Annotated in this window: 20 protein-coding genes; 7 read left to right on the top strand and 13 right to left on the bottom strand. The window is 42.1% G+C overall.

Features of this window, described 5'->3' with window-relative positions:
* Window positions 1-39 precede the first annotated feature (39 nt).
* The 4 genes from OD355_RS01695 to OD355_RS01680 are packed head-to-tail and all read right to left on the bottom strand — an operon-like array spanning window position 40 to window position 5,351.
* The gene (locus tag OD355_RS01695) at window positions 40-1,515 is read right to left on the bottom strand and encodes a calcineurin-like phosphoesterase family protein (protein ID WP_263036712.1); all 1,476 of its coding nucleotides are present in this window, start codon (window positions 1,513-1,515) and stop codon (window positions 40-42) included.
* A gap of 5 nt (window positions 1,516-1,520) precedes the next feature.
* Window positions 1,521-2,255 carry an MIP/aquaporin family protein gene (locus OD355_RS01690; protein WP_263036711.1) on the bottom strand — a complete coding sequence of 245 codons (735 nt, stop codon included), beginning with the start codon at window positions 2,253-2,255 and terminating at the stop codon, window positions 1,521-1,523.
* A gap of 1 nt (window position 2,256) precedes the next feature.
* A complete protein-coding gene (glpK, locus tag OD355_RS01685) occupies window positions 2,257-3,771 on the bottom strand; it encodes a glycerol kinase GlpK (RefSeq protein WP_263036710.1) in 1,515 nt (504 codons plus the stop codon).
* A gap of 14 nt (window positions 3,772-3,785) precedes the next feature.
* Entirely contained in the window at window positions 3,786-5,351 is a 1,566-nt protein-coding gene (locus OD355_RS01680; RefSeq protein ID WP_263036709.1) for a glycerol-3-phosphate dehydrogenase/oxidase, read from the bottom strand.
* Window positions 5,352-5,553: 202 nt separating this feature from the next.
* On the opposite strand from OD355_RS01680, the gene OD355_RS01675 reads away from it, so the two are divergent.
* Window positions 5,554-6,339, top strand: a complete 786-nt coding sequence (locus OD355_RS01675) for a DeoR/GlpR family DNA-binding transcription regulator (protein ID WP_263036708.1) — start codon at window positions 5,554-5,556, stop codon at window positions 6,337-6,339.
* Window positions 6,340-6,350: 11 nt separating this feature from the next.
* On the opposite strand, the gene OD355_RS01670 is transcribed toward OD355_RS01675, so the two are convergent.
* The 6 genes from OD355_RS01670 to OD355_RS01645 form a co-directional block, all read right to left on the bottom strand.
* Window positions 6,351-8,423, bottom strand: coding sequence for a glycoside hydrolase family 97 protein (locus tag OD355_RS01670; protein WP_263036707.1), 2,073 nt, complete (start codon window positions 8,421-8,423; stop codon window positions 6,351-6,353).
* Window positions 8,424-8,775: 352 nt separating this feature from the next.
* The gene (locus OD355_RS01665; RefSeq protein ID WP_263036706.1) at window positions 8,776-11,025 is read right to left on the bottom strand and encodes a RelA/SpoT family protein; all 2,250 of its coding nucleotides are present in this window, start codon (window positions 11,023-11,025) and stop codon (window positions 8,776-8,778) included.
* Between the two features lie 72 nt (window positions 11,026-11,097).
* Window positions 11,098-11,244, bottom strand: a complete 147-nt coding sequence (locus OD355_RS01660) for a hypothetical protein (protein WP_263036705.1) — start codon at window positions 11,242-11,244, stop codon at window positions 11,098-11,100.
* Window positions 11,245-11,286: 42 nt separating this feature from the next.
* On the bottom strand, window positions 11,287-12,093 hold the full coding sequence (locus OD355_RS01655) for a LysM peptidoglycan-binding domain-containing protein (protein WP_263036704.1): 807 nt from the start codon (window positions 12,091-12,093) through the stop codon (window positions 11,287-11,289).
* A 125-nt stretch (window positions 12,094-12,218) separates the two neighbouring features.
* Entirely contained in the window at window positions 12,219-13,583 is a 1,365-nt protein-coding gene (locus OD355_RS01650; protein WP_263036703.1) for a methyltransferase RsmF C-terminal domain-like protein, read from the bottom strand.
* 21 nt (window positions 13,584-13,604) lie between these two features.
* The gene (locus tag OD355_RS01645; RefSeq protein ID WP_263036702.1) at window positions 13,605-14,726 is read right to left on the bottom strand and encodes a TlpA disulfide reductase family protein; all 1,122 of its coding nucleotides are present in this window, start codon (window positions 14,724-14,726) and stop codon (window positions 13,605-13,607) included.
* 654 nt (window positions 14,727-15,380) lie between these two features.
* Here OD355_RS01645 and OD355_RS01640 point away from each other — a divergent pair.
* Window positions 15,381-15,929, top strand: coding sequence for a YqgE/AlgH family protein (locus OD355_RS01640; RefSeq protein ID WP_263036701.1), 549 nt, complete (start codon window positions 15,381-15,383; stop codon window positions 15,927-15,929).
* Here the strand turns inward: OD355_RS01640 and radC are convergent, their stop codons facing one another.
* On the bottom strand, window positions 15,930-16,619 hold the full coding sequence (gene radC, locus OD355_RS01635; protein WP_263036700.1) for a RadC family protein: 690 nt from the start codon (window positions 16,617-16,619) through the stop codon (window positions 15,930-15,932).
* Window positions 16,620-16,723: 104 nt separating this feature from the next.
* Between radC and OD355_RS01630 the strand changes: the two genes are divergently transcribed.
* Together OD355_RS01630 and OD355_RS01625 are read left to right on the top strand one after the other, a co-directional pair.
* Window positions 16,724-17,683, top strand: coding sequence for a ribose-phosphate pyrophosphokinase (locus OD355_RS01630; protein ID WP_263036699.1), 960 nt, complete (start codon window positions 16,724-16,726; stop codon window positions 17,681-17,683).
* Between the two features lie 207 nt (window positions 17,684-17,890).
* Window positions 17,891-18,466 (top strand): 50S ribosomal protein L25, encoded by a 576-nt coding sequence (locus OD355_RS01625; RefSeq protein WP_263036698.1) that lies wholly within the window; start codon window positions 17,891-17,893, stop codon window positions 18,464-18,466.
* Window positions 18,467-19,215: 749 nt separating this feature from the next.
* Here the strand turns inward: OD355_RS01625 and OD355_RS01620 are convergent.
* Window positions 19,216-19,977 (bottom strand): hypothetical protein, encoded by a 762-nt coding sequence (locus OD355_RS01620; protein WP_263036697.1) that lies wholly within the window; start codon window positions 19,975-19,977, stop codon window positions 19,216-19,218.
* Window positions 19,978-20,211: 234 nt separating this feature from the next.
* On the opposite strand from OD355_RS01620, the gene OD355_RS01615 reads away from it, so the two are divergent.
* Window positions 20,212-20,373: a hypothetical protein gene (locus OD355_RS01615; RefSeq protein ID WP_263036696.1), complete on the top strand. Its 162-nt coding sequence runs from the start codon at window positions 20,212-20,214 to the stop codon at window positions 20,371-20,373.
* Between the two features lie 37 nt (window positions 20,374-20,410).
* Here OD355_RS01615 and OD355_RS01610 read toward each other — a convergent pair whose 3' ends face one another.
* Entirely contained in the window at window positions 20,411-21,013 is a 603-nt protein-coding gene (locus OD355_RS01610) for a hypothetical protein (protein WP_263036695.1), read from the bottom strand.
* A 507-nt stretch (window positions 21,014-21,520) separates the two neighbouring features.
* Here OD355_RS01610 and OD355_RS01605 point away from each other — a divergent pair.
* Together OD355_RS01605 and OD355_RS01600 are read left to right on the top strand one after the other, a co-directional pair.
* A complete protein-coding gene (locus tag OD355_RS01605; RefSeq protein ID WP_263036694.1) occupies window positions 21,521-22,627 on the top strand; it encodes a glycoside hydrolase family 88/105 protein in 1,107 nt (368 codons plus the stop codon).
* Window positions 22,628-22,833: 206 nt separating this feature from the next.
* Entirely contained in the window at window positions 22,834-24,252 is a 1,419-nt protein-coding gene (locus OD355_RS01600) for a glycoside hydrolase family 88 protein (RefSeq protein WP_263036693.1), read from the top strand.
* Window positions 24,253-24,360: the final 108 nt, after the last annotated feature.

Here is a 24,360-nt window from a genome sequence, read left to right as displayed (position 1 = left end):
AAGTTTAAAATGATTGTAATACGCTTGCGGATAGAGGTATTACTTTTTTTTAAGTACTGACTTATATATATTTCCATAGGGGTCTGCTGCCTGCACGCTTATTTGTTGCCAGTTGGCAGAAGGCCGGTAATGGAACATGTGGTCATTTTTTGCATGCGGCTCTACAAATGGCCTGTATACAGGCAAAGACTTCCCGTTCATCGTATTAAAAGCATCCGGATCTTTTTCAGTGATATTCTTTAAAACTACCGGCGTTTGGTTATCTTCAGACACGCTTACTGTCCAGTTAGTATGCCATCCAAAAACATTCATTATCACATCGTTCTTCAAGCCTGTACTCACAGCTTTGCCCGGCTCATACACTTTTATTTGATAGGCCTTTTCATGATTCGTGCCTTTATAATATTTATTTACTACCTCATTATCTTTTAGCTTAAACACTGTAAAGCCTCTAGGGCTTCCGTCGCTACAAATGTCGCCCGTCCAAAATGCGCCACAGACAGCGCCGATCGTATATTCTTGTATATTTTTATTAACTGTAGTTACTACATTATAATGTGTATGGCCTGATAATATTTTTACTTTATAGCCTTCCAAAAGTGAATATAATTTCTGACTATTGGGACTTACAAAAGATGAAAATCTTTTGCTCGTAGGTATATGTAGTGCCACAATAATCTGCTGATCTTTATTTACATACTCAAGATCGTTCTTCAGCCAATTCAGTTGCGCTTCTGTAATCTCACCTGTATATTTTTTATTGCCTTTGTATAGCACATTATCTAATACTACAAAATGATTAGAGCCGAAATTAAACGAATAATATGCAGGACCAAAGTTATTTTCAAAATGACGAATAGCCTTACGATCATCGCTCTCTGTTAAATCATGATCGTGATTACCAATAACCTGAAAAACCGGAATCTTAAGTTTTTTTATTTCCTCGGCATAATTTGGAAAATAAGACATATTGTCCCAAACAAGATCACCCAAGGATATACCTATTACTTCCCCTGAATCTTTTAAGGCAAGCGTGTGTTCTCTTATTTTTTCTATATCGGCTTTTAATAAAGACAGATCCGTATTATTGGCTATTTGTACATCAGCCAGTGCCAGCAAATGAAACTTACTGAATTTTGTTGCTGCTTCTAAATGAAAGTCCTGTCGGGCAACTTGCTTATTTTTATAGATCGGCTTGTATATTTCCGGCAATCCGTTCTTCATAGGAATTTTAGCAGATGCCGGAATGGAAGTAAATACAAATCGTGCATTTTCATTCGCCTTCATCTGATATACTCCATTTTTATCTGTACTCACCACAGAATAACCATCGCTTACCACCACGCCGGATGCTGGTTTTTGATTAATGGTGACGCGTCCTACAAGGTCCATTCCAGGCAGTGCCTGCACAGGTATCTTTTCTATTAAAGCACTCTTTGGCTTACACGCAAGGGGTAAGAAGGCAATGCACAGCATCAGTATAAACCAGTATATTATATTTTTTGGTGTATTCAAAAGAATCAATTTGAATGCTGAAATAATTTAAATAATAATGCGGCAAGCGTAGCGCCCGTGAGTGGTGCCAATATAGGAATCCATGCGTAACGTATATTAAAGTGAGCTTTATTTTTGATGGGCAACAGGGCATGAACAATCCTTGGCGCCAGATCTCTTACCGGATTAATAGCATATCCTGTAGTGCCACCCAAAGAAAGGCCTATTACCCATACTAATAGAGCTACGGGAATGGCCCCTAAAGATCCCATCCCAACAGTGGCTTCATTATTTACTTTCACATCCGTAAAACTCAAAATGGTAAATATTAATACCATCGTTCCGATCATTTCTGATAAAAAATTAGAAGGTATATGATAAATATTGGGCGCCGTACAAAATACGGCCTGCTTTAAGTCTGAAGCACTGGTTGCATCAAAGTGCTTTTTATACATTACCCACACAAGAAAACTTCCTGTTGCAGACCCCAAAAATTGTGCTGTCACATACCATAGCGCTAAGGATACCGTCATTTTTCCCAGTAATATATTTGCTAAAGTAACAGCCGGATTTAAGTGTGCTCCGCTAACAGGGCCAGCAATAACAACCCCTATAAAAACAGCTAATGCCCAAGCTGTTGTAATTACAATCCACCCTCCATTGTTACCTTTCGTTTTCTCGAGCACTACGTTAGCTACCACACCACAGCCCAACAATATCATAACACCGGTACCTATAAACTCTGCTAAAAAAATATTCATATTATTGTGTTTTGCCTGATGAATATGACGACCAGAATAAAACTGTTTGTACAGCACGCTGCCATTCATTTTTCTTTTGCTGTATATACTGTACGTTTTTAGCCGGCACAAATATTTTATTATGCTCCTGGATGGCCGCGAGCTCATCCATACTTTTCCAAAATCCGGTTGCCAGGCCTGCCAGGTAAGCAGCCCCTAAGGCGGTGATTTCCGTATTTTTCGGACGAATGATGTTTTTGCCTATCAGCTCTGCCTGAAACTGCATGAGCAAATCATTATTAGCGGCGCCACCATCTACTTTAATTTCGGCAATATCAATACCTGATTGTTTCTGCATTAATGAAAAAATTTCATCAGACTGATATGCTATGCTTTCTAATGCTGCTCTTGCAATGTGGGCTTTACCTGTACCACGAGACAGTCCTATAATGATTCCTCTTGCAAATGAATCCCAGTAAGGAGCACCCAGCCCGGTAAATGCCGGCACCATATATACACCTTCACTTGTAGCAACTTCAGAAGCAAGCAATTCAATGTCTGCTGAGTTTTCTATGATACCCAACTCATCGCGCAGCCATTGCACTACAGCTCCACCAACAAAAATGCTTCCCTCGAGTGCATAGGTTGTAATGCTGCCTATTTTCCAGGCAATTGTTGTCAATAGATTTTCATCGGCATTTACCGGTTTATCGCCCGTGTTCATCAGCATAAAACATCCTGTACCATACGTATTCTTTATCATTCCTTCTTTCGTACAAAGCTGGCCAAACAGCGCAGCCTGCTGATCGCCGGCAATACCCGCAATTGGTATGGCGCTACCCAATATTCTGTTATCAGTATGGCCATATATTTCCGAAGAAGACAATACCTGTGGCAGCACTTGCATAGGAATGCCAAACAATTGCAGCAATTCTTCATCCCATTGTAGGCTATGAATATTATAAAGCATGGTTCTGGATGCGTTTGATACATCCGTCAAGTGAAGTGCTCCCATGGAAAGCTTCCATACCAACCAAGTATCTATAGTACCGAACAATAGCTTGTTTTCTGCAGCAAGTTGTTTTGCATCCGGAATATTATCTAATATCCATTTTATTTTTGTTGCTGAAAAATAGGGATCAAGCGGTAGTCCTGTTTTTTTTCTGATAAATGGCACGTAGCCTTCTTTATCAAGCTGTTTGCAGTAGTCAGCTGTACGCCTGTCTTGCCATACAATTGCATTGTACAATGGTATGCCGGTTTCCTTGTTCCAAACCACCGTAGTTTCGCGTTGGTTAGTAATACCGATGCAGGCAATATTTTCAGGACTTGTTCCGGCATCATTGAGTACCTGCTTAGCGGCAGCTATTTGTGTAGTCCATATTTCTTCGGGATCATGCTCTACATAACCAGAATGAGGGTAGATTTGCCTAAACTCTTTTTGCGCAATAGATACAATCTTTCCTTGTCTATCGAAAAGTATCGCTCTTGAGCTTGTTGTTCCTTGATCTAATGCCAAAACCAATTCTTTGTGCATAAGTGCATCTTTAATTAATTATAAAAATAATTTTTTGCCAGCTCAGCATATTCAGCTAATTGTTTCTGCTCCCAGTCATTACTACGGTTAAGTTTTTCTTTCAATATTTTAGCTACCCACGGCGCACATTCCAACGAATCTTTTGCATTCAGCATCAACAATCTTATTCTGCGCGACAATACGTCTTCTATCGTACGAGCCATTTCATTTTCAATAGCCCATACGACCTCTGCTTTAATATATGAATGATTAGGATGTAGCAGGCCGGCAAGCTCCGGCGTGCCCGCCGCTAATTTATTGATAGCTTCCCTGTCTTTGCCATAGCACTTCCAGTGTGATGTACTGTTATCATCGGCTCTTTCATAACCATGTACACGCAGGTTTTTTGTTCTACAGACAACAGGATCAAGATTTACGAGTTTAATAGCTTTATCAACAGTTTCTTCCGCCATTTTTCGGTAAGTGGTCCACTTACCTCCTGTGATAGTGATCAAACCTTTTTTATCTACAATAAGTTTATGGTCTCTGGATATCTCCTTTGTAGAGCCATTGTCTTTATCACCTTTAGCAGCAAGGGGGCGCATACCCGCATAAACGCTTAATATATCTTCTCGCTTGGGAGGTGAAGTCATATATTGTGCTGCAGTATCCAAAATAAATGTTACCTCTTCAGGTAACGGGCGGGGTTCTGCCAGATGCTGATCCAGTGGCGTATCTGTAGTTCCTAACAGTACGTGCCCGTGCCACGGCACACCGAACAACACTCTTCCGTCGCTGGTTTCCGGGATCATTAAAGCATCCTCTCCACCAAGAAATTTTTTATCTACCACCACATGTGTTCCCTGACTGGGCCTTACAAGCGCCTTATGGTTTACTGAAGCCATTTTAAGGATATCGTCTACAAAAACTCCTGTAGCATTGATCACCACTTTGGCGCTCGCTTCATATACATGGCCGGTTTCTGTATCTGTAAATTTTACACCTATGATTTGGCCATTCTTTTCCAAGAGGCCGGTTACAGCTGCATAGTTAATAACCGAGCCCCCATGCTCCACTGCTGTTTGTGCAAGATTTACAGCCATGCGGGCATCATCAAACTGCCCGTCATAATAGCGGATGCTGCCTTTGAGGCTTTTGGATTTTATAGTAGGAAGTTTTTCAAGTGTTTTAGATTTGTTCAAAAAAACGGACCTGCCGATCCGCTGCCTGCCTGCCATCCAGTCGTATAATTTCAACCCCACCAAGAATTTTATTTTACTTATTGTGGTGTAGCAAGGTATCAGGAAGCTTTGCTCTCTTGCGAGGTGTGGGGCATTTTTGAAAATGAGGCCCCTTTCGTATAGTGCAGAAAAAACAAGTTTAATATCCCCGTTGGCCAAATACCGCACGCCGCCATGTACCAGCTTAGTACTTCTGGATGAAGTGGATTTTGCAAAATCATATTTCTCTAACAATAAAACTTTATACCCTCGCGAAGCCGCATCCACCGCAATACCTAAGCCCGTAGCTCCACCGCCCACGACAATCATATCCCATTGTTTTCCTTCTTGTACCTGTCTTAAACATATAGCTCGATCCATATTTACACAATTTAATAATTTTCATAAAATTAGCTTAATACAAAGTTAAATAAAACAATTCGAAACAAAAAAATATTTTTTTGAAATAAAATGAAATAATAACAGCTTAAAAAAATACAAAAAGAAAATTCATTCAAATAAAAACAAAAAAATTACAGGAGGCAAATGGATGTAATTAACTAATTGTTACTAATTTCGCTGTATGTCAGTTCTAAGTCTTACAGACAGGCACCAGTTTATTATTAATAAGCTGCAGGAAACGGGCAGCGTCTCCGTAGTTGAGCTCAGCAAAGAGCTCAACGTTTCTGCTGTAACCATACGCAAAGACCTGGAGCTTTTAGAGGGCAAGAAATTGCTATACCGCAATCACGGCGGTGCAACCTATACAGATCCTTACATCACAGACAGGCATGTGAAGGATAAGCTTTTTCTACACGAGCCTGAAAAGGAAAGAATAGGCCGGCTGGCGGCACAACTGATACAGCCGAATGATTGCATTCTTATTGCCTCCGGCACTACCGTTTATTATTTTGCCAAAAACATCAACCCTACTGAAACGCTTACGGTGGTCACACCGGGTTTGAATGTAGCTCTTGAGCTTAATCAATATAGCAATATAGAAGTAATACAGCTTGGAGGAATTATGCGCAAAACTTCTTCGTCGGTTACCGGCGCATACGCCGAAAGTATACTTAAAGACTTTTCATTTAGTAAGCTTTTCCTGGGCGTTGACGGCATTGATCCGGAATTCGGGCTTAGCACTACAAATATGATGGAAGCGCAGCTGAACAAAAAAATGATTGAAGCCTCACAGAAAACTATTGTGCTTGCCGACTCCAGCAAATTCGGCAAAAAGGGGTTTGGCAAGATCTGCGACCTGAGCGCCGTGCAGCAGATTATTACAGACAGCAATGCGCCTGCACACCTGCTTACACGCTTACAGGAAATGGGCATAGATGTAAAAATAGCCGATGCAACTAAAGTATAAGCGGTACCATACTATCGTATGGTTGCTGCAAAGCCGCCGCCGGGCGCCATGTGTATCTTAATTTTATCAGCAGAAGAAATACTTTTAACCTGCTTTTTATAATCTGTACCATCACGGCCGGCATTTACGCCGTCAGTAAATAATTCTATGGTATAATTTCCGTTTTTTAAGAAAGAAAGATCAAGGGTAATAGCACGTTCGGTCCAGTCTGTCATACCTCCGATGTACCAGGTATCGCCTTTCCTTCTTGCTATTACGGCATACTCGCCAACGCGCCCGTCTATTGCTATGGTTTCGTCAAATATCGTGGGCACAGCAGCAATAAACGTTGTTGATTCTTTTTCAGCCATATAGGCATTGGGGTTATCGCTAAGCATGGAAAAAGGCGCTTCGTAAATTATATACATAGCCAACTGGTGGCACCGGGTGCCCTGGCTCATAGGCTTTGAACCGATAGGCCTGAAATTTTTTCTGTTTGCGTTGGACATGGCGCCGGGTGTATAATCCAGCGGCCCTGCAAGCATACGGAGGTAAGGAATGGTTACATCATTCTTTGGCATGTCCAGGTAATTTCCCCATTTGAGCTGTTCCATACCGTAAACACCTTCAAAATTTACCACATTCGGATATGTGCGCTGCAAACCGGTGGGCTTATAAGAGCCATGAAAATCTATCATGAGCTTGTACTGTGCGGCTTTCTCAGCGAGCTTGTAATAAAAATTTACCATCTTCTGATCGTCGCGATCCATAAAATCAACCTTAAATCCTTTGATGCCCATGGAGGCATATTTGCTTAAAGCCTCATCCATTTTCTTACTCAGCGGCAGCCATCCTCCCCACAACCAGATGCCCACATTTTTTTGCCTGCCGTAATCAATAATCTCCTGCAAGTTAATCGCAGGTACAATATCCATAATGTCCAGGCTGTTGGCCCAGCCTTCATCCAGCAAAACATATTCTATATTGTGGGCAGCCGCAAAATCTATATAAAATTTGTATGTAGCTGTATTAATGCCTGCATTAAAATCAACACCTTTTATATTCCAGTCATTCCACCAGTCCCAGGCAACCTTGCCTGGCCTTATCCAGGAAGGATCCTGAACACGTGATGGCGATGCCAGTAAGTATACAAGATCATTATTCAAAAGCTCTTTATCTTCATCACTTACTGTAACTATACGCCACGGAAAGCTCCTGTTGCCGTCAGTTTTTGCAATGTATTCTTCACGGGCAGTTACAAGAGACTGAAGGTTATTGTGCCCGCCCTGTTTTTCTGTTTTTGGTAAAGGCGCAAACGCTCCGTAAAAACCATTTTTCTTTACTTTCAAAAACATACCCGGGTAATCTTCAAGGTCAGCCTCCATAATAGCCGCCTTCTTACCGTTATCAAGGTTTACAAGAATGGGAGTAAATGCCAAAGTATCTTTATGGAGCTGCGATATCTTTAGATAATTGTAAGTATTTTCAAAAGAATTGAAGTATACATCTCCGGTGCCGTTTTTGGTGACATGTGTATTTACATACGGCACTACTGTTGCATAATCTTTATCGAAATTAAAATTTGCTTCTTCGCTGCGGATAGTTACAGGATGCTTTATAGAAGTAGAAAAACGATAGGCTACACCATTGTTATATACCCGGAATATTAAATTGAAACTCTCTTTAAAAGACAATACAGCTTCTGTATAGCTATCCTGGATTGTTGCTTTCTTATAATTGAAACTCTTTACAACGCTGCTTTTATGTGTGATATTACTGGACCTGAATTTTGAAAACCTGCCAAACACCGTACCGTTACCAAGCGTCAGGGAAGTCTCTGAGGGTACAATGATGGCCTGCTTGTCTTTTTCTACAGACCAGCTGATTTTATCATTGATGGTAACAGTGAGGAGCACCCTGCCGTCCGGAGATGAAGCACGGATAGTATTCGTTTTTTGAGCAAATGCCAATAGGGCGAGCAAGCTAAAAGCAATACATAGAATAGTGTATTTTATGCGTAAATTTTTTAATGGTCTTAATGACCGCATAGAACTACGCTTGACCAACTCATTCGTAAAAGAAAAAATCCGTTCGCTGCGTTTCATCCGTAAATTTTTAATGTTCTTAATGGCCGGATAGAACTACGCTTTCACCAATCCGTTCCGTAGAAATAATCCGTTCGCTGCGTTTCATCCGTAAATTTTTTAATGTTCTTAATGGCCGGATAGAACTACGCTTCACCAATCCGTTCCGTAGAAATAATCCGTTCGCTGCGTTTCATCCGTAAATTTTTAATGTTCTTAATGGGCGGATAGAACTACGCTTCACCAATCCTTTCGCAATCCCATCGCTTCGTTTCATCACTACACATTTCTAAGGCCTAAATTACAACTTTCATTAACATTAGCATAAGCCAGCTTAAAAAATCAAACAATCAGTTTAAATAAATACCAATAATTACTTTTCTTCTGCATCGAACCGGCTGACTTTTTGCACGCCCTGCACTTTCTTCAGCGCTATGATCAGGCGGTCTAATTCTTCTTTATCGCGCACAAATATTTTCAGACGGCCTTTGAAAAATCCGCTTTCAGATTCTATGGAAAGCGCGGAAATATTGATGTTCATATCATTGCTGACCACGGCAGTAATATTGCTGAGCATGCCGAAGGAATCTACGCCTATGATCTCTACCCCTGTAAGGAAAGATATCTCTTTATTTTTCGCCCATTTGGTTTTTACAATTCGATGGCCGTAATTAGCCAGCAACTGGGGTGCATTCGGGCATGAGTTACGGTGAATAATCAGGCCTTTGCCGGTGCTTACAAAGCCAAAAACATCATCGCCGGGAATGGGATGGCAACACTTGGCAAGCGTGTACATGATCTTGTCGCTGCTCTCCCCGAAAATGATAAGCTCCGAATCTTTTTTGTTAAATACAGGCGGCCTTTCTTCCTGCGAATCAACAATCACGGGCTTTACAGGCCGCGGCAGTTCCAGCTTGTCGCCGATAACCTTGAACTCTTTCAGCTCTTTTAAATCTATTTTTTTAATAGCGATCTGGTAGAAAAGGTCAAGCTGGGAGTTAAGTTTATAGAAAGTATACAGTTCTTCTATGTTGTGTGCAGAAAAAGCTGCACCCATATTGTCGAGCCGGCGCTGTAAAATATATTTGCCGTCTTCGGCTATGGTTCTCTTCTCTTCCTTAAGTGCATCTTTGATTTTGTTGCGTGCTTTGGCTGTCACCACCAGGTTCAGCCAGTCTTCGGTAGGCTTTTGCTTCTGGCTGGTAATGATCTCTACCTGGTCTCCGCTGCGCAACTTATGGCCAATGGGCACCAGCCGGTGATTTACTTTAGCGCCAATGCATTGCGAGCCGACAGCGGTATGGATACTGAATGCAAAATCCAAAGCCGTTGAGCCCTGCGGCAGCATTTTCACCTCACCTTTCGGCGTGTATACGTAGATCTCTTCAACAAGAAAACTGGTTTTAAAATCCTGCAAAAAGTCTACGCTGTCTGAGCCGGCGCTCATTACTTCGCGGATCTGTGCAAACCATTTATCAAACCTGTCCTCATCCTGCACGCCGCTGCCTTCTTTGTATTTATAGTGTGCGGCAAGGCCTTTTTCGGCAATATCATTCATACGGCGGCTGCGCACCTGCACTTCCACCCATTTACCCTGCGGGCCCATCACCGTTGTATGCAAAGCCTCGTAACCATTGCTTTTGGGGTTGCTCAGCCAGTCGCGCAGGCGCTCCGGAGAAGGCGGGTATTCATCCGTGATCATGGAATATACTTTCCAGCAATCCTCTTTTTCTTTGTTCGGCTCAGAGTCAATAATCACGCGGATGGCAAACAGGTCGTACACTTCTTCGAACTCCACCCCTTTCTTCTTCATTTTGTTCCAGATGGAGTGGATGCTTTTAGGCCTGCCATATACTTCAAAATTAAATCCTCCCTTTTCAAGTTTGAGCCTGATAGGCTTAATGAACTCGTTAATAAAACGGTTTCGCTCTCTTTTTGTTTCTGCTAATTTCTGGGCAATGAGTTTATAATTTTCAGGCTCCATGTATTTCATGGCAAGATCTTCCATCTCTGTCTTGATCTCGTAAAGGCCCATGCGGTGCGCAAGCGGCGCATATACAAAAACAGTTTCGCTGGCTATCTTCAGTTGCTTTTCTGTTTTCATGAAATCAAGGGTGCGCATGTTGTGCAGCCTGTCTGCAAGCTTTATCAATATTACCCGCGGATCGTCGGTAAGGGTGAGCAGAATCTTCTTAAAGTTTTCTGCCTGCTGTGAATTGGAGGAGCTGGAATCTGATACGGATGAGATTTTTGTGAGGCCGTCAACGATCTTGGCGATCTCATTACCAAACTCCCGCTGTATATCTTCAAAACTGATAACGGTATCTTCCACCGTATCATGCAGCATGGCACAGATAGCGCTTCGCACTCCCAACCCTATTTCTTCCACGCAGATCATTGCCACAGCCAGCGGATGAAGTATGTAAGGCTCACCGCTTTTTCTACGCATGTTTTCATGCGCTTCGGCAGCCATCTCGAAAGCATTTCGCACCAGTTCTTTATCGCCTTTCTTCAGCTTGGGGCGTAAGGCTTTCATGAGCGCACGATAATTCCTGAGTATCTCTTTCTTTTCCTGCTCTTCGTTTAAAATATATTTGGGTTGTTCTGTAGTATTAGCTTTCACTCAATAAATTTATCAGTTCAGTACACATGGTTCCTGCAGAGCTCGCCTCTGTTGATCAAAGGTAAGATTTCATTAAAACATGGGGAAAGTTTTTATTACGTATTTAAGCAATGCACCATGCCCGGGAAAACTCGTACTATAATAGTTCATGAACGGCAATACAACGTTGATGGCAATTGCATTCTGTGAAAATAAAACATGCCCGTAGTTAGCGGGCATGCTGAATATATTGAAAATAATTGCTGAGTATATGGCAAATGATTACCGGTAATAAGTGACAGACAGGGTAAATTTGTCACCATTCACACCCAATGCCTGCGCGGCTGCATCGCTGATGCGGTAGGTAAGCCCCTGGTTTTCTTTGCCGGTGCCTAAGTTCCACAAAACTTTTGCGTAGATAGTTTTATCGCCGTTTTGTACTTTCACTACTCTTCCTGGCTCAAGATCGTTCATGAGTATAAAGTATTTTTTATCGCCCCAGCCGCTGGCAGATTTAAAAATTTTAGCATCGCCGGAAGTTATCATTTCGGCGCCTGAAGTTCTGTAGCTCGATGCGTAATAGCTATCACTGCGCTCAACCACAGCTTCTTTACGCGGGGTTGGCTCGCTCTCAAAAGTAGTAACGGTGTTGGCATCCACAACTTCAAAGTCGTCATTCGCAACGGCAGAAGTTGTACCACCGTCTTTACGTACCACAGTAACGCCTGCTGCGGGAATCTTTAAGCTTTCCCCGATTACCAGCTTGCTGTCTGCATTCATGCCATTCAGCCGCATAATGTCGCCGACAGTGGTATTGTATTTTTCAGCAAGCATGGAAAGAGTTTCTCCCGATGCTATTTTGTGCGACCTGCCCGCAGGCTTGCTGCTACCGGGGATCTTTATCTTAGCGCCAACCAATAGTTTGCTGTCGGCTGTCATACCATTAAGCCGCATGATATCTCCCACCGTAGTGCCGTTTTTCTGAGCAATGCCTGAAAGCGTTTCGCCTGTCTTTACCGTGTGCACCTTCTGTGCCAGCAGTGGCGAAGAAAGCGCCAGGCCCAATATCAGTATTATGAATCGTTGCATGTTGTTAATTTATTTTGATGGTTGCAATTGATCCGGAGTTATTGCAGCCTTACTTTTTATTCTTTAAAACCGGGCTATAAAATTATAAATATTTATCTAATTACCAGCTTAAATAAAACAATAGCTTATTTTGTTTTCATTAAAATTCTCCATTCTACCGGGTAATAATTGTTTACTCTTGCCGGCAATACTTTTATCCATCCCAAAGGCAGGGAATTATATTGAATAACCGTCCAGCCCGGTTTTATGTTTTCGAGTGTAATTTCCTGCCTGCTTAAAAAATCAAGCGCAACTTCTTTGCTCACCTCCACAGAAGGCAGCTCGTGATTTAATATTTCAGAAACTGCCAGCGCATGTGCCGGCACCAGGCCTTTGTTCTTTATTTCGCCTATTTCTACCCCTGCTTTCTTTACGTATAAATTGCTGCGGATAGCAGACAACGCCTGCATTTGTGCTGCATCCATAGCCAGGATAGTATCTTTAATTTTAAAGAAACATACAGGCCGGGCATAACTGATCCATTTATTGATTTCTGCTGTTTCTTTCGTAGTGGCCGCCGCCACATTGCCTTTGATGCTATCTGTAAAAACAGTGCCGTCATTTTTTAAAAAAGCCGCCACAAAAAAGCCTTCGCTGCGTACGGCATATGGGAAAAAGCGGTAACCGTAGCCTTGCTTTGCTTCTGAAATGGTTTCTGTAATATTCCAATCCTTATCTACGGCAATGCGTACAGGCTGCACATTGAAATGCTGTAAAATATAATCAACCATTTCTTCATTCTCAGCAGGAGAGTAAGAGCAGGTAGAATAGATGAGCATGCCTTCTTTTTTTAAGCAGGTATACGCATCTTGTAAAATTCTTTGCTGGCGTTTTCGGCAAAGCTCCACGTTGGATATGCTCCATTCTTCCAGCGCCTCATTGTCTCTCCTGAAAAGGCCACTGCCACTGCAAGGCGCATCTACAACCATCACATCAAAAAAGCCTTCCAGCCGCTGAAACTGTTGCGGGTCGTTGTTTGTGACCACCACGTTCATATTCCCCCACTTAGTGATATTTTCTTCCAAAACAGCAGCGCGGCTTTTGATCACTTCATTGGCTACTACCAGGCCATTGGTAAAATACGTTGATAGCAACGTGCTTTTACCACCCGGCGCGGCACACAGATCGAGCGCTGTTACTGGCGCTGAACGTTGATAATTTTGCCGCAATACTTCCCACAAAAACTGGCTTGCCGCCTCCTGCACATAATACGCTCCTGCGTGCAATAACGGATCAAGTGTAAACATAGGCCTTTGCGGAAGGTAATAACCGTAAGGATTCCACGGGATAGCAGCATACGCGTCAAACTGTTCTCCTGAAATCTTTTTAGGATTTATACGGATAGAAGTAACGAGTTCATCTGAACGGTGAACCTCTTTAAATCGCTCCTCATGAAATCCGGTGATGTTTTGCAGAGAGGTGATTAATTCCGGCGGTAGATGCTCAATCAATTCGCTAATTTATCAGTTTTATTATTTCAATAATTCAGCTATGCGCTGCTGCAAGGCTTCACCACGCAGGTTCCTGGCAATGATATTTCCATTCCTGTCAATGAGTATATTCTGCGGAATACTTGATACACCGAACTTCACCGCTACATCATTGTTCCAGAATTGCAGGTCAGAAATTTGTGTCCAGGTCATCTTGTCTTTTTGAATGGCGTCAAGCCACTTTTTCTTTTCCCCCGGTTTGTCGAGTGAAACACTGATTATTTTCAGGCTGTTGCCATATTTGTTGTGCAGGTTAATGAGGGTAGGCGTTTCAGCGCGGCAGGGAGCACACCAGCTTGCCCAGAAGCTGAGTAGTACATAGCTTCCTCTGAAGGATGAAAGTTTTACAGCTTTTCCGTTCGCATCGTTTTGTGTAAAGTCAGGCGCTGCCTTGCCCACATTGCCCCGCATGGTAAAGTTAATAAGCTGTGCAAACCTTTTGCCCTCAGCAGACTCTTTGACTTTCGCAGGCAACTGGTTGAAAAGTGCATTTGTCTCCACGGGATCATCCATGAGCACGCCTGCATATTGCTGCAGGGCAAACAATGCGATCGGAGAATTGGGGTTTGCTTTGAAATATTGTTTGTACACCTGCTCTTTCAGTTCATTGTTGATAGCATCCAACTGGGTTTGTACACGGTCTCTTGCAGCCGTGTTTTTAGATTTGGTATGCGCCTCTAAATCCCTGGAAGCCGCCGCTGCCCTGCTCATGTACGGCTTAGCCATGTTCTGCAATTTTTCAAACTCTACATTAGAAGCAGAACCACTCACCACAGCATTGGAAAAAGAATCTGTGCTGTTAATGGTGATATTGCCGGGTTCAAGGAAAATAGTTTTCAGGTCTCTGGACATTCTCGGCTGTACTTTACCATCATATTTAGCCAGAATATCGGCTCTGGTGGGCTGGTAAACACTGCCTTCAAATATATAGGTGCCGTTGTGCACTTCTACGCTGTCCAGTATATTTTGTCCGTTGCGTGCATAGTACAAAGCAACTTTGGTTACTTTAGGATTGGTTTTACCGATCCTGCCCGTGATCTTAAAATTCTGAGCAAACAACAGTACCGGACAAAGGAATACTGCAAGCGAAATTATTTTTTTCATGTGTGTGTATTGTTATTGTTTTTTTAGTTGGCACATGTAATAGCCTTTATTCATCCGCGGTTGGTATGCACCTTTGCTTATGGCTATTTCATGTGTGTATTATTTGTTTTCAGTTGCCACATGGAATAACCATTTTTTAGATTCAATACCCATTCCCGGTTGGTATAGATTCTTAATCTTTATCTATTTCATGTGTATATTTTTATTTTTTCTTTATGGTCACATGGAATAGCCTTTATTCATTCGCGGTTGCTATGCAACTTGCTTATGGCTATTTGATGTGCATTTTTATGTTTTTTTACGCATTAAAATTTCCATCGCGATTTGTTTCGCCTGGTATAGATACTAATTCTGTATGCTTCGTTTCATCGGTATTTATATTGTCAGATGAGCTAAGCAAAAATACCAGACCATATTTGGTTGCATCCTGATTATTTTACCTAATTCATCAGGGCGTTACAAATATAATATAAGCAAATTTAAGACTTAATTCTATGCAATAAGTTTATGATTTCATACAGATTACAATGTTAATTAAACCAACAAAAAGTTATTACACTAGCACTGCTTTTTTTAGGCGTAAATTTTGTAAGTTTACTTTTAGCAGCATACAACATGCTGTTGTAGTGATTGTAAACCAATAAAAGTATACTCATGCAAATACCGGCAGGCAAATTGTTGATCAGCGACCCATTTCTACAAGACCCCTATTTTCAACGCACCGTCATTTTCATTTGCGAAAGCGATGAAAGCGGCAGCCTGGGATTTGTTGTCAACAAACTATTCAGAGATCGCAGGAACAAAGAATTTTCCATTAATGGTTCAGATAAGATCCTGGCTTATTACGGAGGGCCGGTAGCGCCCGAAACGCTCCATTTCATTCACTCGCGCCCGGACCTGATAGAAAAAGGGGTGCCCGTGACAGACAATATATTCTGGAGCGGCGATTATGACAAAGCTATGTTTGCCGTAGAAAACAACCTGATAAAGCAAACGGAAATTAAATTCTTCCTGGGCTACAGCGGCTGGGATCCCAGGCAACTGGAAGATGAATGCAACGAGAAAACCTGGATTATACAAAACGCTGCCCCCGAGCTGGTGTTTCACAGCAACCCTTCCGCTATCTGGAAGATGAGCATGGAGCGCATGGGCGGAGAATATAAAATGATGTCTAATTTTCCTACAGACCCGCAGCTGAACTAATTACAGCAAGCCTTCATCTGCAAAGCTGAAATAGCCGTTGTCGCTCACGATCACATGGTCCAGCACCCGTATATCTAAAAAACGGCCTGCAGATACAATTTTTTTAGTGAGCTCTTCATCTGAGGCGCTCGGCTTCACGTTGCCGCTGGGATGATTGTGTGAAAGAATAAGGGCAGTAGTGTTGTGCACCAGCGCCCGCTTAAAGATCAAACGGGGATCTACTACCGTAGAAGTAAATCCACCCTCGCTGATAATCTCAAACGCTATGATCCTGTTTGCCCGGTTTAAAAACAAAACGCCAAACACCTCTTTTGTATAAGCCTGTAGCTTAGCGCGCACAAAAGCTGCGGCATCTTTACTGGAATTAAATGTTGAGATGGTATGTTCTTCCTGGTTCTTACGGTTTAGCAGTTCCAACGCCGCTACAATGAATACGGCTTTAGCCTCGCCGATGCCCTTTACCTTCAATTGTAAAATATCTTTTACCGTCATTTTTCCAAGCCTGGTAAGGCTGTTACCCGTGGCTGCCAGCAGATTTTTACTTACATCTACCGCAGAAAGGTCTTTTGTGCCATTGTTGATAATAATAGCCAGCAACTCTGCATTGCTCAGTACACCGGCACCCTTGTTCAGCAGCTTTTCTCTTGGCCTGTCGTCTTCTGCCCAGTTTTTTATGGAAATCTTAGACATGGTGCTTGCAAGTTATTCACATAAAAATAATAAAAATTTAGTTTTTTGGTAGTATAAAATTATCTTTGCCACTATTCAAAGTTTCAATCCTATTAATTTCAGCGATGATAAATCCTTCCGTAAAGATTTTCTCCGGCACAGGCTCTATTGAACTGGCAACCAAAATAGCAGAGAGATTCGGTACCCGTCTCGGTCAGATAAAACTTCAGAAGTTCAGCGACGGCGAGTTTCAGCCTATTTTTTTAGAAAGTATTCGGGGAGATTATGTATTTTTAGTACAAAGCACATTCGCACCTACAGACAACCTCATGGAGTTGTTGCTGATGATCGACGCTGCCAAACGTGCCAGCGCCAACAGGATCATCGCGGTAATACCCTACTACGGCTTTGCCCGCCAGGACAGGAAAGACAGGCCGCGCGTGGCTATTGGCGCCAAGCTCGTTGCCACTCTTTTAGAGGCATCCGGCGCAGACAGGGTTATCACCATGGACCTGCATGCGGCCCAGATACAGGGTTTCTTCGATATCCCGGTTGACCACCTCGACAGCTCCGCAATATTTATTCCTTACATTGAGCAACTAAATTTAAAAAGTCTTACCTTTGCGGCCCCTGACGTAGGCAGTACCAAAAGGGTACGTGAAATTGCAAGCTATTTCGATGCGGAAATGGTGATCTGTGACAAGCATCGCAAACGCGCCAATGAAATAGCCAGCATGGTGGTGATAGGAGATGTGACCAATAAAGACATTATCCTGATAGATGACATCATTGATACAGGAGGTACACTTTGCAGGGCAGCACAGCTATTGAAAGACAAAGGTGCCAGAAGCGTGAGAGCGCTTTGTACACACCCGATACTCAGCGGAGAGGCTTACGAGAATATTGAAAAAAGTGTGCTGGAAGAATTAGTGGTATGCGATACCATACCGTTAAGAAAAGATGTAACTAAGATAAAAACCGTTTCAGTGGCAGACCTTATGGCAATAGCGATAAAAAATGCCTATGAAAACAAGAGTATTACCAGTTTGTTCATCCACTCTCAATTGAGAGGTGTTCATAAATAAAAAAGTAAAAAAATGAAATAGCCATAAGCAAAGTTGCATACCAACCGCAATGAATAAAGGCTATTCCATGTGACCATAAAGAAAAACAAAAAATATACACATGAAATAACCATAAAGATTAGGAATCTATACCAACCGGGAATGATAATAAAGTATTAAGGTTTTAGTTATTCCGTGTGGCAAACAGAAAAAAATAAATATTAACACATGAAAACAATTACAATCCAGGGTCACCTGAGGACCGAAACCGGCAAAGCATCCACCCGCCAAATTCGCTCTCAGGAAAATGTACCAGGTGTAATTTACGGGGGTGCTAAAGAAATCAACTTCTATGCTTCTGCAAAAGAATTGAAACCTTTGGTTTACACCAGTAAGTTCCAGCTGGCAGAAGTAAACATCGACGGTGAAGTACACCGCGCAATTTTAAAAGATCTTCAATTCGATAAAGTAAAGGATGTGCTTACCCACATTGATCTTTTAGAATTGGTAGAAGATAAAAAACTGATTGCCGATATTCCTATTGCCTTAACCGGAAATGCAGCAGGCGTAAAAGCCGGTGGTAAACTTATCCACAAGCTGAAAACCATTAAAGTAAAATGTCTGCCCAAAGACCTGAAAGAAGCCATCCAGGTAGATATTACCAACCTTGAAGTGAATGGCAATATTCGCGTAGAAGATATTAAAACAGAAAACATGGAGATCATGAATCCTCCGCGTATACCTGTTGCTTCTATTGTAATGACGCGTCAATTGCGCCAGGAAGAAGCTGCAGCAGGCAAATAATTTCTGATAGAAGTTTTTTAAAGGGGCTGTCTCAAAATCGAGGCAGCCTCTTTTATTTGGTAAGGAGGTACAGAAAGTTTGTGTTCAAGCAATTCGCGACGCTTTCAATTTACTTTGATACATCCTCTTTTTCCATTTGCTTAGTGAAAAACTTTGGGAACTCTGCGTGAACAATTCCTTCTTCTCTCCCGCTCCGAGCATTGCTTCTAAACCTTCGCTGCGGTTTATCGCAATGACGAAACCTCCGTGAACGCGCCTTTGCGAGCGAGTACTCCGACGGTTCCGGGGTCGTCCGGACGAAGCAAAGCAATCTTACCTCATAACGAAAAAAGGAAGTATAAACCTGATGATGTAACAACCTGTCACCTCTGTGCGCTTAGCGAAAAACTTTGGGAACTCTGCGTGAACAATTCCTCCTTCTCTCCCGCTCCAAGATTGATTCTATACCTTCGCTGCGGTTTATCGCAATGACGCTGCTTCCTGATACTATCATGGCAAGCAAGGCAATGGACAAAAGAAGCATAAGCCAATTAATCTTTCCGAGGGGTCAACCCTTCTGTAAGCGATTTAGCGTTGTGGTTAGCGCCTTGGCTTCACTGTTATTCTATCACTTCTGGCGATGGCGCCTGTCTATTCTTCAATTTAAAATCCGAGTCCTACTGGGCAACTATGGAAAAGATGCTTCACTTTACCACTTTTTTTTGCGCTTTTCGCCAAAGGCTTAGCGGTGTGAAAGTTAAGGTAACACATTATTTTCCCAACCGGTAACTAATACCAATATAAGCGCCAAACGAAGAAGGCCGGCGGATCTTACTATTGACAGGCGACAATAGATGCATTTTATATTGAGCGCCCGCTACTGCACCAATTTTTACATAATAGAAAAAGAACTCTGCTCCCGCATCTGCCATTAACCGGTAACGTGTTATATTATCCGAGTAAAAACTACCAAGACGTTCCCTAAGATCTTTATTATCTATGGTGTAGGCATAATCTTTTTCCTCATCATAATTCTTAACTATTACAACGTCTGTATTTATCCTGTGAAAAGAAAACCTGTTCTCTATACCTGCGCGTAAGCGCATGCCGGGAAGCACTATTAAAGGAGGATAAATATCCGTCTGCTTAAACAATTCATAAGAAATATCGGCCGGCGCTATGAACTGCCAGTCCCAATTACCCACTTCTGCAACAGTGAGGGTATCATAACCAGGGCTGGCAAATCCATTGATATCACTAACCTTCATTAAAGGAAAAAATGCGAGTTGTTCTCTTGCAAAGCCTATCCCGTACCGGTAAGAAAACTTAGGATTAGAACTGATAAATCTCCTTCCCAAAATTGATATATGAAAAGCGCCGTCCCTGCCCTCAGCACGCTTTATGAACCCTGTCTTTTCTGAGATGGTGTAGCTCTGCACAGACAAACCAACAGCGCCTTCAATTTGATCAAAAAGTTGCGCCAGGCAGGAAAGCGGCAAGAGCAAAACAGCCAGGCAAATGATATATTTCATACCGCTGAAGTTTATTCAATTGAACATTGATTGCTATAAAACAAAGCTACAACTAAGCGACATCGCTTCATACAACTATTATCAATAATAATATGTTTACGCGTAATCTGCTTAATACAAAAATATATTTTATAAACAGTCTAAACCTACTTATTGCAACACCGATATGTTTCAAGATTTCCTAAAGCAGCTTCCGGCCAAAGCCGCAAGAGCTAAAATTTATTATCTAAGAAAATGGCATTTTTCATAAAGCCCAAAGAACTGCAAGTGCCTGGCAATATCATTCTTATTTTCCTGCCGCCTTATAGTCCGGAGCTTACCCGGCAGAACAGGCCTGCAATACATCAAATCATAGGGCCGGCAAACCCTTTAAAATACTGCAACGCTTTGCAATGACTTAGCAGTATAATCGAACTTACATTTGGATAAACAATTACTCTTCCCGGATCAGCCCTTCTGTAAGCGATTTCCATTGTATTTTACTGAAGCCTAAAATGCCGCCCACTGCAACTACTGCATTCCTGACTTTATCTGATACATCCACATCTTTTACATTCGGCTTTTCATTTCTTCCGTGCACCTCTGCTGACACATCGTGGCCGCTTCTCCTTACAATGAACGTACTGCTTGCTTCTTCGCCGAAGAAATGTGCTACATCGTCATCGTTGTTCAGCGGGCTTGGAGCAGGCTGCACTGTCATAGTAAAGCAGGAGGCATCTTCTGAATGCGTTTCTTCAACTTGCTTTACACGCACCCAGTCACGGCCGTCGCCGGAAGGATTGCCCGGCCCTGGAATATCTATACTGAAATAATCTCCTTCGCGAGGCTCGCGGCTTACCTCTGTGCCGGATGGATCATGCAGTTTAAAATCAGCCAATGTTTTACCAGCCCATTTATCCCATGTATTCACGCTAATCATTCTTTTTTTTACAACCTGGTAGAATACTTTGGCGCTTTGTAGATTATCAAATGTTTTTATACTTACAGTATCGGTAGAAGCACCTTCGTGCTGCTGTGGAATATTTTTCTCTTCCATAAAATAATTTTTGAGGATGAATAGAAACTATAATACAATTTATTGATTTCTAAGAGATAAGCCAAATATTTTCTATTAAATTATTCCCAACGGAATACACGCGCGGCTACAAAAAATATGATGAGGCCCCAAAGAACCAGCATGCCCATATTTAGCCGGCAATCCCACAAAGACGCGCCGTCAAATGCGATAACACCGATGATGGCTATAAATATGAGCTGTGCTAATACTTTTCCTGCATTAGAGCCACATGTAAAACAAACACAAATAGGGCCAGTAAATGCTAAAGGCTTTTGTGATAATAATTTGGAACATTTCGACAAAACATTGAACCAGAAAGTCCTTAAATCTTTTGTTTTTTTACAAATGAATTGAATATGCAAAAGATAATAATGCGGGTTGTAATTTAAGGTACACATGATGACATCCGGTTTGAAGCGTTTTCATATATCCGAAAGACTATAATCAATTAAATTTTAAATAAATAAGTTCAGTAAAAAACAAAGTATGTGTAAGAAGTTATTTTTATTGCTGTTAACCACTTTCTCTTTTCAGTTATTGTTTGCTCAACAGAATCGCTTGGCTGGATTTCCAAAAGGATCAACGCCCAAAGAAGTAGGAAGGCGTCTTGCCTACCATTTTGTGGACGACCGGCACGACCTTTATTTTGCACAGCACATTCATTATAACGAAGTATGTACGTGGAATGGAGCCCTAGACTATGCCGTAAAAGTAAACGATCGCAAACTCATTAAATTGTTACAGGATAAGTTCGAACCGTTTTTTACTTACGAAAAGGCCCTCCTGCCTCCCATGAACCATGTGGATTACAACATGTTCGGCAGCCTGGCACTGAAACTATATCAGATAACAAAAGATGAACGTTACCGGAAAATGGGATTGCAATACGCTGACACACAATGGGAGCTGCCAAAAAATGCAAAGCGCGAGGAAAAAGCCTGGGCAGATAAAGGTTTTTCCTGGCAAACACGCCTGTGGATAGACGACATGTACATGATCACCGTAGTACAGGGCGAGGCATATAAAGTAACCGGCGACAGGAAATACCTTGACCGTGCGGCCAAAGAAATGGTGATGTACTTAGATGAGCTGCAACACCCCAACGGGCTTTTCTACCATGCGCCGGATGTGCCTTTTTATTGGGCCAGAGGAGATGGCTGGATGGCGGTAGGTATGCCCGATCTGTTGCGCATAATGCCCCAAGATCACAAAGACCGCCCGCGCATTATGGAAGGTTACCTGAAAATGATGAAAAGCCTGAAAAGTTATCAAAGGCCAAACGGCATGTGGAATCAACTTATTGATGAGCCAGACTTCTGGCCGGAAACATCCGGAACAGCTATGTTTACCTATGCATTTATTATGGGCATTCAGCAAGGATGGTTAGATGCCGCTGAGTATGCCCCCGCAGCCCGAAAGGCGTGGCTGGCTATGATCTCTTATATTGACTCACGCAACAATGTAACCGAAGTTTGTATTGGCACCGGGAAAAAGAACGATAAGCAGTATTATTACGACCGTCCCCGCAATGCAGGGGACTTTCACGGACAGGCTCCGTACCTGTGGTGTGCCGCCGCTTTATCAGGTAAATAATTTTTTTAAACTACAAGCACAGTAATTCTTTTTACTCTATAAAAAATCTCAAGATGAAGTTTATTTACCAATATAACAGAACGAAAAACCTAATTTAAAATCAGAAGTAATAATTTTTAACGTTGCGATCTTACACAGGCTGCTTTATAGCCACCTGGAAAAATAAGTAAAGAACAAGCATGAAGAGAAACTTAAAAATAATCTTTTTGACAGTAATAGTAGGTTGGATATTTTCAGCTTGTAAAAAAGATGGTAGCTCCCGGGAAGATCCTATCATTTCACCTGTAAGTAACTTAAAGGCAGAAGCAACCGATAATCCGAACGAGCTTTCCGTGAGTTGGAATAATCCTTCACAAGCTGTCTCTATTGACATCTCCTATCTTCTGGAAGGGCAGAGCGATGTAAATGCGATCAGCAAAAATGTACCTGTTTCGGGGCAGACAGGGCGCTACCTGATACAAGTGACTGATTATGGAAAATATATTATTGCCGCCGTATCAATTGCCGATAATGGGAAACGCTCAAACAAGGTTTCAATTATAGCTACACCGAAAAATAATGACGATTACGGATTAGAAAACTTCCCCGAGGCCGCAGACCCTAAAACAGTAGGCACAAAGTTGGCACAAAGATACATCCAAACGATCAGTGATCCGGCTCATAGTGTACGTAGCAATTATCCCTATGTTTGTACTTGGCTGGGTGCGCTTTGGTTTGCCCAGGCAGTTAAGAACGAGTCGTTGTATAATACGCTACGGACAAAGTATGACAATATATTTTTCTCGGCAGGCTCATCTAGTTTGTATCCTTCACCCGATCATGTCGATAAAAATATATTTGGGGCGGTTCCGCTTGAACTATATAAAAAAGTAAAGGATAATAAATACCTGAATCTGGGATTAGCTTATGCTGATAAACAGTGGGATCTGCCCGCAAACGCCACACAAGTACAAAAAGAATGGCACTATCAAGGCTACTCCTGGCAAACACGTATCTGGATTGATGATATGTTCATGATAACCGCCGTGCAGGCCCAGGCATACCAGGTAACAGGCAACAGGATATATATAGACAGAGCTGCCAAAGAAATGGCTATGTACCTTGATAAAATACAACGTCCAAATGGATTATTTTACCATACACCAACCGTACCGTATTACTGGGGGCGCGGCAATGGTTGGATGGCTGTGGGAATGGCGGAATTACTAAGATTGCTTCCTGAAGACAACATGCACAGAAAAAAAATAGAAGATGCTTATAAATTAATGATGAGTACATTACTGCAATACCAGACTGATGACGGTATGTGGCGCCAGCTCATTGATAAAAGTGAATTATGGAAAGAAACTTCAGGGACTGCCATGTTTACTTACGCTATGATTGTAGGTGTAAGAAAAGGCTGGCTCGACAAAAAAACATATGGGGCAGCCGCTCGCAAAGCATGGCTTTCGCTCCTAACCTATATAAACAGTGATAATAACATAAAAGATGTTTGCGAAGGCACGAATGCGCAAAATAATTATCAGTATTATGTTGATCGTAAACGTAATACCGGAGACCTGCATGGGCAGGCACCTATGCTTTGGTGCGCTTATGCGCTGTGTAGCGATAGCGACAACTTATAAAGGGTGGTAATCAGTGGTCAACTGTTGCCGGATCAAAAGTGGCAAAATTTACATGAATGACAAGAGCAATCCGAGCGGCATAGGAAATACCACGTATATAAAAGGTAA

This window comes from Haoranjiania flava (assembly GCF_025631005.1).
GTDB lineage: Bacteria > Bacteroidota > Bacteroidia > Chitinophagales > Chitinophagaceae > Haoranjiania > Haoranjiania flava.
This window is presented reverse-complemented; position numbering and strand designations above follow the sequence as displayed.